General features: G+C 59.3%; 15 protein-coding genes and 3 tRNA genes. 7 read left to right on the forward strand and 11 right to left on the reverse strand.

Features of this window, described 5'->3' with window-relative positions; genetic code table 11:
• Window positions 1-25 precede the first annotated feature (25 nt).
• Window positions 26-295 (reverse strand): helix-turn-helix domain-containing protein, encoded by a 270-nt coding sequence (locus FB472_RS05120; protein ID WP_141989941.1) that lies wholly within the window; start codon window positions 293-295, stop codon window positions 26-28.
• 194 nt (window positions 296-489) lie between these two features.
• Between FB472_RS05120 and FB472_RS05125 the strand changes: the two genes are divergently transcribed.
• Window positions 490-1,470 carry a site-specific integrase gene (locus FB472_RS05125; RefSeq protein WP_141989943.1) on the forward strand — a complete coding sequence of 327 codons (981 nt, stop codon included), beginning with the start codon at window positions 490-492 and terminating at the stop codon, window positions 1,468-1,470.
• 50 nt (window positions 1,471-1,520) lie between these two features.
• Window positions 1,521-3,224: a hypothetical protein gene (locus FB472_RS05130; protein ID WP_170192019.1), complete on the forward strand. Its 1,704-nt coding sequence runs from the start codon at window positions 1,521-1,523 to the stop codon at window positions 3,222-3,224.
• A gap of 222 nt (window positions 3,225-3,446) precedes the next feature.
• Here the strand turns inward: FB472_RS05130 and FB472_RS05135 are convergent.
• From FB472_RS05135 to FB472_RS05150, 4 genes are all read right to left on the reverse strand, one after another.
• Window positions 3,447-3,520 (reverse strand) — tRNA-Met (locus tag FB472_RS05135).
• Between the two features lie 26 nt (window positions 3,521-3,546).
• A tRNA-Thr gene (locus tag FB472_RS05140) sits at window positions 3,547-3,618 on the reverse strand.
• A gap of 99 nt (window positions 3,619-3,717) precedes the next feature.
• Window positions 3,718-4,632, reverse strand: a complete 915-nt coding sequence (locus FB472_RS05145; protein ID WP_141989946.1) for a M23 family metallopeptidase — start codon at window positions 4,630-4,632, stop codon at window positions 3,718-3,720.
• A 209-nt stretch (window positions 4,633-4,841) separates the two neighbouring features.
• Window positions 4,842-5,642 (reverse strand): inositol monophosphatase family protein, encoded by an 801-nt coding sequence (locus tag FB472_RS05150; RefSeq protein ID WP_141989947.1) that lies wholly within the window; start codon window positions 5,640-5,642, stop codon window positions 4,842-4,844.
• 104 nt (window positions 5,643-5,746) lie between these two features.
• Between FB472_RS05150 and FB472_RS05155 the strand changes: the two genes are divergently transcribed.
• Window positions 5,747-6,814 (forward strand): acyltransferase family protein, encoded by a 1,068-nt coding sequence (locus FB472_RS05155; RefSeq protein WP_170192020.1) that lies wholly within the window; start codon window positions 5,747-5,749, stop codon window positions 6,812-6,814.
• A gap of 43 nt (window positions 6,815-6,857) precedes the next feature.
• Here the strand turns inward: FB472_RS05155 and FB472_RS05160 are convergent.
• Window positions 6,858-6,942, reverse strand: a tRNA-Tyr gene (locus FB472_RS05160).
• Window positions 6,943-7,086: 144 nt separating this feature from the next.
• Here FB472_RS05160 and FB472_RS05165 point away from each other — a divergent pair.
• The gene (locus FB472_RS05165) at window positions 7,087-7,575 is read left to right on the forward strand and encodes a YajQ family cyclic di-GMP-binding protein (protein WP_141989950.1); all 489 of its coding nucleotides are present in this window, start codon (window positions 7,087-7,089) and stop codon (window positions 7,573-7,575) included.
• Between the two features lie 38 nt (window positions 7,576-7,613).
• The gene (cls, locus tag FB472_RS05170) at window positions 7,614-9,089 is read left to right on the forward strand and encodes a cardiolipin synthase (RefSeq protein WP_141989951.1); all 1,476 of its coding nucleotides are present in this window, start codon (window positions 7,614-7,616) and stop codon (window positions 9,087-9,089) included.
• Window positions 9,090-9,109: 20 nt separating this feature from the next.
• On the opposite strand, the gene FB472_RS05175 is transcribed toward cls, so the two are convergent.
• From FB472_RS05175 to ubiE, 3 genes are read right to left on the reverse strand one after another with little or no spacing between them, the layout of a single operon-like run.
• Window positions 9,110-10,468, reverse strand: coding sequence for an FAD-dependent oxidoreductase (locus tag FB472_RS05175; protein ID WP_141989953.1), 1,359 nt, complete (start codon window positions 10,466-10,468; stop codon window positions 9,110-9,112).
• A gap of 46 nt (window positions 10,469-10,514) precedes the next feature.
• Window positions 10,515-11,591, reverse strand: a complete 1,077-nt coding sequence (locus FB472_RS05180; protein ID WP_141989955.1) for a polyprenyl synthetase family protein — start codon at window positions 11,589-11,591, stop codon at window positions 10,515-10,517.
• A gap of 26 nt (window positions 11,592-11,617) precedes the next feature.
• Entirely contained in the window at window positions 11,618-12,409 is a 792-nt protein-coding gene (gene ubiE / locus FB472_RS05185; protein ID WP_342775539.1) for a bifunctional demethylmenaquinone methyltransferase/2-methoxy-6-polyprenyl-1,4-benzoquinol methylase UbiE, read from the reverse strand.
• Between the two features lie 128 nt (window positions 12,410-12,537).
• Here ubiE and FB472_RS05190 point away from each other — a divergent pair, with 128 nt between their 5' ends.
• Window positions 12,538-13,791, forward strand: coding sequence for an isochorismate synthase (locus FB472_RS05190; RefSeq protein WP_141989957.1), 1,254 nt, complete (start codon window positions 12,538-12,540; stop codon window positions 13,789-13,791).
• A 184-nt stretch (window positions 13,792-13,975) separates the two neighbouring features.
• Here the strand turns inward: FB472_RS05190 and menD are convergent, their stop codons facing one another.
• Window positions 13,976-15,694, reverse strand: coding sequence for a 2-succinyl-5-enolpyruvyl-6-hydroxy-3-cyclohexene-1-carboxylic-acid synthase (gene menD / locus FB472_RS05200; RefSeq protein ID WP_141989958.1), 1,719 nt, complete (start codon window positions 15,692-15,694; stop codon window positions 13,976-13,978).
• The gene (locus tag FB472_RS05205) at window positions 15,675-16,007 is read right to left on the reverse strand and encodes a PLDc N-terminal domain-containing protein (protein WP_141989960.1); all 333 of its coding nucleotides are present in this window, start codon (window positions 16,005-16,007) and stop codon (window positions 15,675-15,677) included. Before FB472_RS05205 ends, menD begins: the two co-directional genes overlap by 20 nt.
• Before the next feature lie 54 nt (window positions 16,008-16,061).
• Between FB472_RS05205 and FB472_RS05210 the strand changes: the two genes are divergently transcribed.
• Complete coding sequence (locus FB472_RS05210; protein WP_141989962.1) at window positions 16,062-16,340, forward strand: DUF4229 domain-containing protein; 279 nt, start codon at window positions 16,062-16,064, stop codon at window positions 16,338-16,340.
• The last annotated feature ends 3 nt before the right edge of the window (window positions 16,341-16,343 follow it).

Consider the following 16,343-nt stretch of genomic DNA (forward strand, 5'->3'; position numbering starts at 1 on the left):
CAATGGGTTGTGTGACCGATGCTGGCTACGACCTGGGCCAGAGCGGACCCAGTTGTTGTTCCAGTTTCGCTAACGTGACGATGTCCGGCCACGACTTCCCTTGCAGCATTACCCCTATCGTGGCGCGGTCGACCTCGATCGCCGACGCGATCTCGCGGATGCTGCGCTCGCCAATAGCCTCTCGAAGGTTCAGCACAAGCTGTCTAGCCTGTTCAGCGATCGGGTCCGCACAGGGCACATTGGGCCAGTCCGCACACAATTCGACCGGCAGGGCACGAGTGGGGCGGGGGCTCATGGATCGAGCGTAGCGGGAATGTCGGTGGCCTTCGCCATAGTTAGTGGCGGTAGTTATCGCCGCAAATGCTCAGGGGGGGTCTTGCATGAACTATTGCCACGAAACCAACTGCGGGCTCTCTTCCGAGAGGCGGACGAGAAGCCTCCATCGGGAAAACTCCCACCCGGCGAAAAACTCGCCGCATAGAGATGGACATGAACACATCTCTCTCAACCCCATCGACGAAACAAGCACCCAAGACCGAAGCTCCGGGCAACGGGGTGGCACTCTCTGCCACGGAGGTCATCGCTCAGTTGACTAGGCGCTATAAGCCGAAACAGTACCGGCTCGCGTGGGATGAAGCGCGCTCTTTCGTCATGGAGGCCGTCACCACCACAGCGCTGGCAGGTAATCGCGACGCCAGCAAGCTGATGCGCATTGCCGCACCATTCGTGATGTGGTGCGTCGAGGAGCATGGCCTTGAGCTCCGGGCCGAGCTCATCTTCGCGCCGACCCTCATCGACCGCTACTGCACGACCGAGTTTACCCGCGAGGGAACTGGCGGCTCCTACCGCTCGGTGCTTCTGGCAATCTCAGCCTCCGTGCTCCCCAACTCGCCCCACAAACTAACCGCGATGCACAAGCGCAAGATACAAGCCCCCTACACCGCGGCTGAAATGAAAGCCCATGCCTTGTGGGCCGCAGGACAGAAAACTGCACTCTCCCGCCACCGCTGCATGCTGCTTGTCGCGTTCACTGTGGGAGCCGGCCTCCAGCCTGGCGAGTTGCGCACTCTCCGCCGCACTGACGTAACAATCGACGACGACGGCGTGCTCGTGAGAGTTCGCGGCAGAAACGAGCGCTCTGTGCCCATGCTTCGCGAATGGGAAGAGTGGGCAACGCTTCTAGTCGACGGGTATCCCGATGCCGAATTGCTGTGGGGCGGGCCACGTGCGCCCAGTGGCAACAACATGGTGAGCGATTTCATGTACCGAACCATGGGAGTCGTTCCTGTGCTCACACGACTTCGAGCAACGTGGATTACAACCCACCTCAGAATGGGCACCTCGATAAAGGAACTTCTCCGTGCTGGCGGCATGGCTCAATTCGAAAACCTCAACCAGTATTTGGCCTACGTGGAGTCCGCGCCGATAGCCGAGTACCGCGTGATGCTGCGAGGTGATGAGCGCCCTTGAGCACAAGAGCTGAATCAAGCAAAGCTGCCCTCGCCCTATGCGAGCAGCGGATGGCCGACACATTCGGGATGGGCTCCGAGGAACGCGACGACGAACACGCTCTCGGCCCCGTATCTCTGGCGTACCTTCGCAATTCCATCGCGCTCATCGAGAACTCCGGAATCAACGAAAAAATTATGCAGTGGGACAGCGAAGCTCGCACTTCAATGGCAGGACGTAAACGCGTCCTGCCATTGACCGCCATCCTTCCCATCATGCTGCTACATATTCAAATGGGGCGAGGCGTCGTTTACTTGGACATCGCGAACACTCTTCACCGACGGTTTGGGACAAAACACTTCGAGCTGTTGGGAATCCCGAACAAGCCATCCGACAAGATGGACTGGTATCACCGCTTCTGGCGCGGACTGAAACAAATACTTGGCCACATCGACCCCTACCCGTTCCCGCTGGACGGAAGAATGAAATCCGGGGACTACGCCGCACGACTCGCGGACATCACCCAGGGCGAAGGCAAGGAAGAGCACGAGCGGAATCTCGACCGTATCGACTGGCTCTGCAACCAACTAGTGCTCGCTTCGGCGCGAACCATGCCGGCGGAGTTCCTGCGCCAATATCAAGGCAACTGCGCCATCGATGCAAGCCTCATTGCAGTGCAAGGAAGGCAGAACCCGACCAACCTAGAACTCAATCGAAGCAACCCCGACCCGTTCTCAGGACGATATCGTCGTGGTGGTAAACACGATGGCAAGGGCGCGAAAACCGATGTCGCAGGGTACGAAGTAGAAACTGCAACAACGGTGTGGAATCGCCCATCCGAAAGCGAGTCGTTCCCATCCGTCGTCACCGCCATCAGCTTCCATAAACCTGGAATGCTCGTTGGCCACGGCATGAAGCTCATCGAGCTTCACAAGGCCGCTTTCGGCCTTGACCGCTTTCTCGTCATGGCCGACCGCGCCTACAACAACAGTCGAATCGAAACGTTCCATATTCCGGCCCGCAAAGCCGGGGTCGAACTCGTCATCGACTACAGAGCTAAGGACTTAGGACTACAAGGGATTTACGCAGACCTCTACCTAGTCGATGGAAACTGGCATGTTCGCAGCATGCCCCAAAAACTCATTGACGCGACCAAAGACCTTGTCGATTTGGAGAAATCGCGGTCTGAATTCGAGCGAGTCGATTACAACCAAAAACGCGCCGCCCTCCTCGCTCGTCTGAAGAACCGCAGCAACTACCGCATGATTGCCAAGGGTCTGCCTGACCCTGACGGCTACCAACGGTTCACCTATCCAACCAAGTCCCCCGTGCCGCATACTTCGCTCGACGGCAAGAAGAGCATCATGATTCCGCTGCTGATTCCGGAGAAAACCGTCAAGGCGAAAGAAACCGGCGGCAAGTCGCGTGTCCTCCAGCCCCTCAAACACTTGCAACGATTCGCCTACATGAGCGAAGAGTGGTCCAATCATTACGGCATGCGCAACCTCGTCGAAGCTTCGAACTCGCGCTTCAAAGACGCCAATCAAGAAGACCTCGGGAACACCAAAAAGTGCTCCGGCCGAGGTTTTAGTTCGAACTATCTAGTCACCGCTCTCTCCATCAGCTCGTTCAACCTGCGGTCAATAGCGGCATTCATACTGAAGCTCCGAGACAAAGCCGTCGAGAAGCCCATCCGCGCACGCCGTCGAAAAGACGAGAACAAGCGCCCTCTGGCCCGCCTAGTCACCGCTCAGGCCGCCGCACCACCCGGGTAACCTGCACCCAAACCCAGACAACGCTTCCGCTACCGCTACCGCACGACCGAAACAATTCAGCCTGCCCAAAAGCAGGCTTATTCGTCGTTAACGAGAACCCTGGCAGGATCCGCGACCTAAAGTGCCGCCTTGATCGACTGCGAACGGAAAGATCTCATCAAGATGTCCGCGGTCAATCAATTAAATGAACAATACTGTTTCAAAGAATGAAACCGCCAGTTGTAGCTGAGGCGGGATTCGAACCCGCGACCTCACGATTATGAGTCGTGCGCTCTCACCAACTGAGCTACTCAGCCACGGCACCCGCATTACCGGATGACCGAGCCCCCTGTGGGAATCGGACCCACTACCTCTTCCTTACCAAGGAAGTGCTCTACCAATGAGCTAAGGGGGCACACAAAAGCGCAGATCACGCGATTGGCACCGTAAGAGACTAACATCCGTTCAGCGGCTCACCGTACGATATTCGCCCAAATCTGGCGGTTGCGCTCGATTAGTTGACCGCATTTGCGGTCAACCACGCAAAGGGGTCAATCGGTACGCCATCGAGATGAATTTCGAGGTGCAAATGCGCACCGTAAGAGATGCCTGTTTGCCCAACAAGCCCGACAAAATCGCCGACCCGAACTGGGTCGCCCACCACGAGAGGGCTCGACGCTTTAACCATGTGGGCATACTGGCTCTGCACCTGCTGACCATTGACGACGTGGGTGATGATTGCGTGGTACCCGTAACCCGAATAGTCAGACTCAATGTAGGAAACCACCCCATCAGCAATGGCGTAGATCGGCGTTCCCTCGGCGGCCGCAAAATCTGTTCCCTTATGGAAACCCCCCATGCGTTCACCGTAACCATCAGTGATAGGAATTTCATAGGGGAAAGGCCAGCGAATCGCACCGTCTGTGGTGCGGTATTCATAGCTGACGCCGGCAAACTTAACGGCAAGGACTTCGGCATAAGAAATGACCTTAAGGCCGTCCTGTCTCGCAACATCATTCACAACTTCGTCAGAGACAGCCAATGACTGCGACGGCCGCACCTCAGCTGTGAGCTGTGCCGCACCCTCCGACAGGGAGGCGCCGGTTGTGTCGCTAGCTGCGGTAGAGACAAAGGCATTCGACGGCACCGATAGGCCAACCAAGAGCGCCCCAACAAAAAGCATTGCAACCCCGGAAAGAGCTCGGGATGCGAACGCTTCGCCGCGCTTACCCCGCCGACCAGCCTCAGTGCGTCGCGCAGCCGCAACCCAAACTGGCATCGGTGGTACATCGATGTGATCGGTCTCCCCCGCCGAAACATGTTCGGCCACGATCTCTGCCGCTCGCTCGCGTTCACGCAATTGTCTGCGCGTGAGAGGGATTCCGTTGCCCTCGTCTGGTCGCTGCGGCAACGCGGTATCGCGGTTCACTTCACGAACCCCGTTTCACGTGAGGAGAAGGTCACTGCGGCGCCCACGCTCGTCAGTGACACTCTTCTCCTCCACGCGATTCACCTGCTAGGTGTGAATGCAAAACTCAGGTGTATACCCGGCGCACAATCTGATCGTGCGCAGGTAACAGATTTATAAAGGTTAGCGTGCGCTCAGGCTGCTCGCTACCCCTCGTTCACGTGGCCTACTCACGCGCTAAGCCGCGCCAAGGCGGCATCCAGAAGCACTGCCACGGAGGGCTCGGCAGCCAGAATGAAATCTTTGCCCTCAGTGTCATTCCGCCGGCCTTTCACTGTCGCCCCCGCCTCACGCGCAATGAGGGCCCCGGCGGCATGATCCCAAGGATTAAGGCCACGCTCAAAGTACCCATTCATCCGCCCCGATGCCACCATGCACAAGTCAAGAGACGCCGTTCCCATCCTGCGGATGTCGCGCACCTGCGGAAGAAGCTCAGCGATTACACGCCCCTGCTCCGACCGCAGTTCTTGCAGGTAAGCGAACCCCGTACCTATGAGCGCCTCAGCGAGATCTACCCCATCCGCAACCCGGAGGCGTTCCCCGTTCAGAAACGATCCCCCACCGACCGTCGCCGTGTAAGTCTCGCGTGCGCCGGGATTCACGACAGCACCGGCGAGCGCACGCCACGTAGCCGGGTCAGGCTCCCCTTCGACCACCGCGACGCTGACCGAATAATGCGGGATGCCGTACAGGTAGTTCACGGTGCCGTCGATCGGGTCGACTACCCACGTCAGTCCACTGGTTCCCTTCGACGTTCCACTCTCTTCACCGCAGAACCCATCATCGGGGCGAGCGTCGGCAAGAAGACCGCGGATCAGCTGCTCACCCTCGCGGTCGGCGTAGGTCACAACATCCACCGCTGAGGTCTTCAGGTCGGCAACGGCAACACCCTCAACGCGGCGGCGAGCGGCGAGCTCTGCCGCCTGGGTGGCAACGCTGGTGGCGAGAGTAAGAAGTTCAACATGAGACATGGCTTAAGCCTATGCCGCCGCTGCTGCTGGTCTAACCCCTCGTTTCAGTGGTCTACGGGTGTCATGTTGTACGGTTCTTCGAAGACCGACGAATGGACAGAGAATTGCCTACCACCCAACCACGCATGGTCTGGATGGACATGTTTCGCGGACTCGCGGTGGCATTCGTTATCTTCCACCACTCGGTGTCCGTTCTAGAGTGGGACGGCAACCCCGGGCATCCGTTCTTCGCCGTCATCGACTCCGTCTTCGATCCGTACCGCATGCCCGGGCTCGTGCTCGTGGCAGGAATGCTGGTAGAGCAGTCTGCAGCGAAAGGTTTTCGGCGATATGCCCAAGGCAAACTAGCGGCGATCGTCTGGCCCCTTGCCGTGTGGGGCGTTGTGATGCCCCTGGCCATCTACCAACAGTTCACGCTCACTGATCTGCGCGCCATTCTCACGCCGTCACATCCGACACTGTGGTTTCTCTGGTTCCTTGCCGTCTTCTACGCCCTCTATTTTGCGACCCGATCGCTGAATCCCTTGGCGGTCGCGATTGTTGCTTTCGCGCTCGCCACCGTATTACCCGACTGGTACAAGCTCGATCGGCTTCTGCTCCTCTACGGTTTCTTCATCATGGGAGTATTCGCATTCCGGCACATCAGACGGTGGTCGCCGTGGGTGAAGTCGGCGCCCGGCACAATCGCGGTTGCTCTGCTCGCTGCGGCCCTCTCGCTCCAGTCCGTTCTTGGCAGCGCCCCCCAGTACGACCCCCTCCTGGCGGCGTGGGTGATTGTGGGCATCGCGGCCCTGATTCGAGTGTGCATGGCACTGGAGGCGAACAAGCGGGTGGTTGCCGTTCTGTCCTATCTGGGCCAAAACAGCCTCATTTTTTACGTGACCCATTTTCCTGTCGTCCTGGTCGGATATCGCCTGCTGTACGACGCGGGAGTCACCCGCTCCGAAGCGATTGTTCCCACACTTTTTGTCGTCTCGATTCTTGTGTGCTGGGCCATGGCATCCGCCGCCCACGAATTTCGACCCGTCGGTTGGGTCTACAAGTTTCCCATTCGCGCGCACAGATCACAGAGAACTGGCCGTGAGGAACCACCGGATTCGGTACTGGATGTTGCTCCGCCAGCACAACGACCGGCAGCCCCACACCCGGGCCCCAACCTCGGCCCCAGCTAGCTATTGGGGCGACGGCTGACATCGAGTCTGCGTCTGAAAAAAGTGGTGGCGAGTGAGGGATTCGAACCCCCGAATGCGATGCAGTCTGATTTACAGTCAGATCCCTTTGGCCACTTGGGTAACTCGCCGAGACGCCTTCGGCCACATGTATTCATCTGACCGAACGCGCTGAATAAGAGTACAAGGAATCTGAGCTAGTCGTGACCACATCGCGAAAATGCGCCAAAAGGTGCCGGGGAGCGTTCTGCACGTTGCCCGGGTAGCATGGTCGCATGGCTGATTCTTCGTTTGACATTGTGAGCAAAGTTGACCAGATGGAGGCGGACAACGCCGTCAACCAGGCGCAAAAGGAGCTTGCCCAGCGCTACGACTTTAAAGGTGTCGGTGCCTCGGTGGAGTGGACGGGCGAGAACCTCCTCCTGAAGGCGAGCGCCGAAGAGCGAGTGAAGGCAGTGCTCGAAGTGCTCGAGGCAAAGTTCATCAAGCGTGGCATTTCGCTGCGCAGCCTTGATGCGGGTGAACCATTCCCCAGCGGCAAGGAGTACCGCATCGAGATCAGTCTCAAGAATGGTATTTCTTCTGAGGATGCCAAGAAAATTTCCAAGATAATCCGTGACGAAGCACCCAAGAGCGTGAAGTCGCAGATTCAGGGTGACGAGTTGCGGGTGCAGTCCAAGAGCCGTGATGACCTGCAAGCGACAATGGCACTTCTCAAAGGCAAAGACCTCGATGTTGCTCTTCAGTTCGTGAACTTTCGCTAACAACTGAACTATCCCCAAAGCTGGCTAGACTTTAGGCCATGAACGATGGCGGGATGGCGATCAACTTCACGGCAATCATCGCCGGAGTTCTCATCTTCATCGACTTTGTGATCAGGGTGCTTTCGCTGATTTACGTTCCGCGCAATCGGCGACCGCAGACCGCCATGGCCTGGCTGCTGGCCATTTTCTTCATCCCGTACGTCGGAATCCTGTTGTTCCTGCTTCTTGGGAGTCGCAAACTGCCCAAGGGTCGCCGCAACAAGCAGGTCGAGATTAATGAGTTCATCCTCGACACCACCGACGGCATGGACCAGGTGAGGCAAGATCAGCCGTGGCCACCCTGGCTGGAACCCGTAGTCGAACTCAACCGTACACTCGGTGCTATGCCCCTGGTCGGTGGCAACTCGGCGAAACTGTATTCCCAGTATCAGGAGTCGTTGGACGCGATGACCGAGGCCGTCGGTGAGGCCACCAACTTTGTGCACGTTGAGTTCTACATTCTCAGTCTCGACTCCACGACCGCTCCATTCTTCAACGCGCTAGAAGCCGCCGTGCAGCGCGGTGTTCGTGTTCGTGTTCTGCTTGATCACCTCGCCTCATTGCGGGCTCCCGGATACTTCACGACCATCCGTCGCCTCAAGCAAATGGGTGTGCAATGGCAGGTGATGCTCCCCGTGCAACCGCTCAAATGGAAGTTCCAACGCCCCGACCTGCGCAACCACCGCAAGATTCTCGTCATCGACGGCAAGCTCGCATTCACTGGCTCGCAGAACATGGTTGATTCCGCCTACAACAAGCGCGTCAATAAAAAGCGCGGCCTCACATGGAAAGACCTCATGGTGCGCTTTGAGGGGCCCATCGTGGCCGGGATCAACGCGCTGTTCATCACCGACTGGTACTGCGAAACCGATGAACTGCTGGTGCGCGAGAGCGCTCAAACACCGGCATTGGCCACCAACGCGAACCTCGACGCTCAGGTGGTGCCGAGTGGCCCGGGTTTTGAAGGTGAGAACAACCTGCGACTGTTCAACTCGCTGCTCTACGCCGCCCAGGAGCGCGTAATCATCACCAGCCCCTACTTCGTTCCCGACGACTCGATGCTGTACGCCATCACCACGGCAGCCCAGAGTGGGCTCGATGTGCAGCTTTTCGTTTCTGAGGTTGGTGACCAGGCTCTCGTCTACCATGCCCAGAGAAGCTACTACGAGACGCTGCTGCGTGCTGGAGTCAAAATTTGGCTATTCCCCACACCAACCGTGCTACACGCTAAGCACTTCACGATCGACGATCAGGTCGCGGTAATCGGCTCAAGCAACATGGATATGCGCTCGTTCAGTCTCAACCTTGAGATCTCTGTCATGGTGCGCGGTACTGAGTTCATCAAAGACATGCGCGAACTTGAACAGGAGTACCGCAGCGTCAGCCGTGAACTCACTCTCGACGAATGGATGACGCGGCCACGGCGATCCAAAGTGCTCGACAACCTTGCACGGCTCACTGCCGCTGTTCAGTAGTCGAGCGGGCAACCGCCCGGCTAATTGCCGTCACTCACCTGGGATGCCGCAAGCATTTCGCCGCGATCAACAAGCTTGATTCGCGCGCGCACCTGAGCCTCACCCAAAGCAATCTCGTGCGCATCCAGCAACTGCCACCCCTGCAGGTTGGTGTAGTCGATCCCGCGATCTGTGAGGAGGTCAACAATTGCCTGCTCTTCAGGCTGCTCAGGGCTCCACCAGTTGGCCTGATCGATCATGACGTTCTTGATGGTTTCCATCGCATCAGATTTTGTGTGCCCGATGAGACCCACAGGGCCACGCTTGATCCAGCCGGTGGCGTAGACCCCATGAACGGGCTCGTCATTATCGTCAATGACTTGACCTTCGCGGTTCGGGATCACTCCTCGGTGGTCATCGAAAGGAACGCCGTCGAGCGGAGACCCGAAATAACCAACCGCGTGGTACACACTCTGAACGGCGATCTCACGGAACTCGCCGGTACCGACCACTCCGCCCTCGCCGTCGGGGGTGGTGCGCTCATAACGAAATCCCTCGACACGATCGGTGCCAAGAATCTCGACGGGGCCGGCATAAAAGTGCAGGTGGAGTCGGCGCGAGGCCGTGCCCGTGTCGTGACCGCGCCACTTTGTGAAGATGCGGTCGAGCACCATGATTTGCTTGTTGGACTTAACCGCGGCCTGTGATGCCTCGTCATAGTCAAAGTCTTCTTCGTAGAGAATCATGTCCACGTCGTTCAGGTCACCGAACTCGCGCAGTTCAAGAGGAGTGAACTTCACCTGCATGGGGCCGCGACGACCAAAGACGTGCACGTCGGTCACGGGGCTTGCCGTGAGACCGTCATACACATTGGCGGGAATCTCCGTTGGCAGCAGATCATCGGCGTGCTTAGCGAGCATTCTGGCGACATCGAGGGCGACGTTTCCGTTGCCAATAACGGCAACCTCTTTCGAGTCGAGAGCCCATTCGCGCGGCACATCGGGGTGTCCGTCGTACCAGCTCACGAAGTCAGCAGCACCGTGGCTGCCGGGCAGGTTGATTCCGGGAATCGGCAGCGGAGCATCCCTGATCGCACCGGTCGAGAAGATTACCGCGTTGTAGTGCTTCTTGAGGTCGTCGAGCGTAATGTCACGCCCATACGTGACATTGCCGAAGAGGCGGATGTTGCCGGCGTCGAGCACATCGCGCAGGGCATTAACGATTCCCTTGATTCGTGGATGATCGGGGGCAACGCCGTAACGCACAAGACCGTATGGCGCCGGCAGTTGCTCAAACAGGTCGATCGAAACCTCAAACTGTCGTTCTGCTTTCAGCAGGATGTCGGCGGCGTAGATTCCGGCAGGGCCGGCACCAACAATGGCGAGTCTGAGCTTGCTCATCGGTTGCATTTTCCCTTCATCTCGATGCGCGCGGGCGGGTGGCGTACTAGTTGGAGCGTTCGACGATGCTTTGGGCAAAACGCGTCAGGGCTTTCTTGACCGGCCCGTCGGGAAGGGGTGCAAGGGATTCAACCGCTTCGCTGCCCCACCGTCGGGCTTCTTCCAGAGTCTTCTTCGTCACCGGATGCTGTCGCAGTTCGGTGACCGCAGCATCGATGGCAGCATCGTCGCCTTTGCCATAGAAATTGGCGTTAACATCGCGCTCAATGCGAGTAAGAAGGTCGGCAGCATCAGTGTCGGTCTCCGCGAGCTCGCGCAGGTACAGCAACGGGAGTGTCGCCACTCCGCTGCGCAGATCGGTTCCAGGTTTTTTGCCGGTCTTGCTGGTCTCTACCGAAAGATCAATGACGTCGTCGATGAGCTGGAAGGCAACACCGATCTTTTCGCCAAAGTCGCGCACCGGCACCGTGTACTCATCGGGAGCGCCCGAGAACATTACGCCGACTTCAGCGGCAGTCGCAATGAGCGACCCTGTCTTGTCGGCGAGTACCTGAAGGTAGTGCCCGACCGGGTTCTCGTCGGCCTTCGGGCCAAGCGTCTCGTGCAGCTGCCCGAGGCACAGCCGTTCAAAGGTGTTCGACTGCAGGATGAGCGCCTTCTCGCCAAGGCCGGCGATGAGCTTGCTCGCCCGAGCGAAAAGAAGGTCTCCGGTGAGAATTGCTACCGAGTTGCCCCACACCGATTGGGCGCTCGGTACGCCGCGTCGCAACTGCGCCTCATCCATAACGTCGTCATGATAGAGCGAGGCTAGGTGGGTGATCTCTATTGCCTGAGCTGCCGTTATGACGTCGGGGTTGTTGCCGCTGCCCAACTGTGCCGTGAGCAGCGTCAGCATGGGGCGCACGCGTTTGCCGCCAGCTTCGAGCAGGTATCGGCTCGTGGCATCCGCAATTTCGTCGGCGAACGTTATCTGTGACAGCAGGCCCGCTTCGACGTGCGCCAGGCCCTCTTCGATGGCAGCAGCAAAGCGGCGCTCATCGCTGGAGGCAAAGAGCTTTTCACCCAGCCCCAATGAGGAACTCAGGGTGTTGCTGCGGCGCGCAGGCGGAACGCTCGGGTTCACTTTCAACCGATTTCTTTGGCGAAGCGCTACGGCTTCGGTTTGGCGTCTTTGGGGGTCTTGATGGTCTTTATGGGCCGGGTGGCTAAATCTTTGCGTTTGGCGACGGAGGCGAGCACCGACTGATCCACCGGCTTATGGCCGCGGTGCATGGCGACTATGCCAGCGGTGAGATTGCGGTACGCCACTCTCGTGAAACCGGCGGCACGGATCCACCGGCTCAGTTCTCCCTGATCTGGCCACTCGCGAATCGACTCCGCTAAGTAGGCGTACGCCTCAGGGTTGGAACTTGTACGGTCAGCAATGATCGGCATTATGCGGTTCAAGTAGGTGAAGTAGCCGGCGCGGACGATCGCCACCGGCGGCTTCGAAAACTCGGTGACCACGAGTCGGCCACCCGGCTTCACAACCCGGTACATCTCTGAGAGTGCGGCACGGGGATCGTTCACGTTGCGCAGGCCAAAACTGATGGTCACCGCATCGAATTCATTGTCACCAAATGGCAACTTCTCGGCGTTGCCCTGAATGAACTCGATTTTCTTGTGACGCTTGAGGGCCTGCTCAACCATCCCGGGCGAAAAGTCGAGCCCGACCACTCGGGCGCCGTTGCGGTGCAGCGCGGCCGAGCTTGTGCCCGTGCCCGCAGCAATATCGAGGATGCGTTCACCCGCAGCAGGAGCGACCGCTCGCACGGTGGCCGCGCGCCATAACAGCGCATTTCCGGCAGAAAGCACCGTGTTGGTGCGGTCGTAATGTTTTGCGACACCATCAAACATTCCGGCTACGTCATCCGGTCGCTTGTTCATGTCAGCCTTACCCACAGCACTAGTCTAGGGCGCCCACGCTGGATGCTCACCTACTACACCGCAACTGGCCGGTACTGTGATAGTTGTGAGGCACTATGGGGCTCAAGAGCAGCCCGTTCCCGGCACTAAACGAGGCATTTGCGATGACTAACCAGCGTGAGCCGCTCACAATCGTTACGCGCCCCAGCGACGAGATAGATCGCATTCTCGATTGGATTGCCCCCGATCACCCCCTCGCGTTCGTGCGAAATGGTGAAGGAATCGTCGGGGTTGGCGAGTTGCTTCGACTGGAGTTTCGTGGTGCCGATCGCTTCGCCGCCGCCGCCGCCGCCTGGAGCGAGCTCACCCGCACCGCTATCGTGCATGACAGCGTCAATCGTGCCGGTACGGGCCTGATCGCTTTCGGAAGCTTCGCGTTCGCCGGCTCTTCCTCTGCCGTCAGTGTGCTGATCATCCCCCGTGTCATTGTGGGTAATCGAGAGGGAAGCCACTGGGTCACCACAATCAGCGCCGGCGAAGCGAACACGATGCCCGACACCACGGATGCGCTGGCTACCCTCCCCCGCCACCCCCACGGGGCAGCCGTTCACGTCTCCTTCGCGCCGGGAGACATGAGCACGACAGCATTCACGACCGCCGTCACCGCAGCCCTACAGGAAATAGCACTCTCCCGCGCTGAAAAACTCGTGATAGCCCGCGATCAAGTCGCCCAGCTCCCCGCCGGCGCCGACCTGCGCGTGCCCATCGCGGCCCTTGCCACCCGCTACCCCGACACCTTTACCTTCGCCGTAGACGGCCTCATCGGCTCCAGTCCCGAAACCCTCGTAAACGTACACAACGGCACCGTCAGCGCCCGCGTACTGGCAGGGAGTGCCGCCCGGGGAGACAACCACAGCTCTGACGAGCAAGCCGCGGCAACCCTCACCGGGTCACTCAAAGATCAACAAGAACATGCTCTTGCGCTTGCCAGCGTGATGGATGCCCTTCGGCCACTGAGCCGTGAACTGCACGCGGCATCCTCACCGTTCGCCCTTCAACTGCCGAACCTCTGGCACCTCGCCACCGACATTGAGGGTCAACTGGCTGAGCGGTCAAGCGCACTCGACCTCATCGGCATACTGCACCCCACCGCGGCGGTTGCGGGCACACCTACCCCCGCAGCACTTCAGATCATTGACTTACTCGAGGGCTTTGATCGTGGTCGCTACGCCGGGCCAGTGGGGTGGGTCGACGCGGATGGCAACGGAGAATGGGCTGTAGCGTTGCGCTGCGCCCAAGTGGACGGCACACGCATCACCGCATATGCCGGTGCGGGCATCGTCACGGGTTCGGATGCTGAACGAGAGCTCGCAGAGACCGAACTAAAATTCCGGCCCATCATCGAAGCGTTTGCCTAGCGCGCAGACCATTTATGGTTTGCCGGAACCACGGACCACAGGGCAGCCGCGGTTGCCGTGCGCCGCAGCGCAAGCTCATGAGCCTGCTGCTAGTCAGCCCACAGAACCCGGCGCTGACCACCGAACTTGCTCTCAGCGAAGAGTCGCTCTTGCAGTTCTGCCAGCCGCTCAGCGGCTCAGCTGCTTAGCGGCTCAGCGGGACCTCAATGATGGTTGGTTCGGGATTCGCCGACAGCGCCTGATCTAATTCTCCGCGCGTTGCCGCTGACACATAACGCCAGCCATAAGCCACCGCCAAAGCCTCAATGGAAGCATTTTGCTGAGTAAGCAAAACACGATCGAAGCCATCGCCAGCCTGGCTAGCAACTTCGAGGGCGTCAAAGATTGTGCCGCCACCATCGTTGCCAACAATGACTTGGATGCGCGGCCTCGGCTCCCCGACCCCAAACATGAGCGCCCCAACGTCGTGGAAGATCGCCAGATCACCAAGCAACACTCGAGTGATGCCCCCGTTGCCGGGCGCCGCTTGACTGGCGAGGGCAATTCCGAGAGCCGTCGAAATGGTTCCATCAATTCCGGCTAACCCGCGATTGGCATGAACCGAAACCTTTTTGCCCGGCACAACACGATCAACTTCGCGAATCAACCTCGAGGCACCGAGTACGAGACGGTCGTGGGGCCACGTAGCCCGCCACACGGCTTCTGCCAACATGCGCCGGTCGACGCGGGCTCGCACAATCGCTAGCTCTGACTTGGCATGCGTACCCGCATCCGCATCAATGTTGGGGGCAATGCTTTCAGTTTCGAGAAGCTGGCGGCTTGAGCTGACCCAGCGCCCCAACCAGGCCCGGTCGGTTACCTCGCCCGACACAGCAACGTCGTCGACGAAGAGGCGAACACAGCGGCCAGGGTTGTAGTCATCGGCCGAGGGGTGCCGCACGACAACAGTCTCGACACCGCTTCGCTGAATGAGCGCCGGGACTTCGCGGCTCAACGTGGGGTGCCCAAAGACAATCACGCGCGCCACCCGATCACCGAAGTTTGCGGTGTTCAGCAGCTCGCGGTACGCCACAACGAGATTGGGGCCAAAATGTGCTCCGCTGGCAGCCTCCGCAATAAGCGGCGCCCCCAGTTGGCGAGCAACCTCCTCGGCACGAGGCCCGGCACCCGTGCCGGCAATGACCACGGTGGCCGGCATCGGGCTCAGAGCCAACGGTGTGGCGGCGCCGGACGATAGCGGGGTGCCGGTGTTGTCAGTGCCGGGGTCGAGCTCGCTGAAAAAATCGGGATAGTCAGGTTCGCCTGCCGCGTCAGGCTGCACGGCGACATCGTCCTCGGACGGGTGCCACGTGAAGGGCGCAGAAAGCGGTTCAGCAAAGGAGAGGTTCAGGTGCACCGGACCGTTTACCGCTGCGACGGCATCGCGAGCAAGTTGTGCTGCGGCATCCATCTCGCCTGCGGCACCGGTGGGAACGTCAACATCCCAGGTGCGATGAACGGCGGTGCCAAAAATACCCGGTTGTTGCGTGGTCTGGTTAGAGCCGATTCCCCGCAGCGAATCGGGGCGGTCAGCACTAATGATGATCAGCGGAACAGCAGAATGGTGGGCTTCGAGCACTGCCGGGTGGAGATTGGCAACCGCCGTGCCCGACGTCGTGACCACAAGAACCGGCGAACCGGTCTCGACCGCAAGACCCAGAGCGAGAAAGGCACCGACGCGCTCATCAATGCGCACGCGCAGGCGCAGCAAACCCTGCTTATCGAATTCTGCCGCGGCAAGAGCGAGGGCCTGGGAACGAGAGCCGGGGCTGACCACAATGTCTCGTACACCGAGACGGACGAACTCTGCGAGAAGGGCTACCGAGAAGTTGGTTGCCGGCGAGCTAGTTGGTCTTATCGTCATCGTCGAGATCTGCAAGTTCCTGTTCAAGGCGGCGAATGCGTTCATCTTGCTCTTCTTTGAGGCGCACGTTGCGCAAGAAGTTTGGGTCGTCGTCGGGAGCAACCGCGCGGTTTCGACCCGATTTTACGCTCCGAGCCTTGCCAAGCAGGAACCACAAGACCACACCAATAACAGGGAGCAGCACAATCACGAGCACCCACAACACCTTGGGCATTGCGCGCACGCGCTTGCGATCGGTCAAGATCACATCCACGATGGCGAACACGTCGACCGCAACGAGCGCGAAGGCGAGTACAACCAGTAAACGAGGCATACAGCCAGTCTATCCTCGCAGGCTGCATGAGGGATGCAAGCCTAGACTGATGCCGTGAAACCTTGGATCATCTACTCACTGCTGCGGCTCGGAATCTTCACCGCGGCGTTCACGCTGTTGATGGTCGCTCAAGTTGAATGGTGGCTCTCGGCACTGATCGCGGCGATTCTGGGGTTCGCAATCTCCTACATCTTCTTTGGCACATTGCGGGATGCCGTGGCCCGCGACATTGTCGCTCGACGTGCAGGCCCCAGCCACGACCCTGACCGCGATGCAGAGGATGCTGCGGCAGAACTTGACGCTGAACGCCAGAGCCCGGAAGGCGACCGCTGACGC

Source organism: Rhodoglobus vestalii (assembly GCF_006788895.1).
GTDB classification, from domain to species: Bacteria; Actinomycetota; Actinomycetes; order Actinomycetales; family Microbacteriaceae; genus Rhodoglobus; species Rhodoglobus vestalii.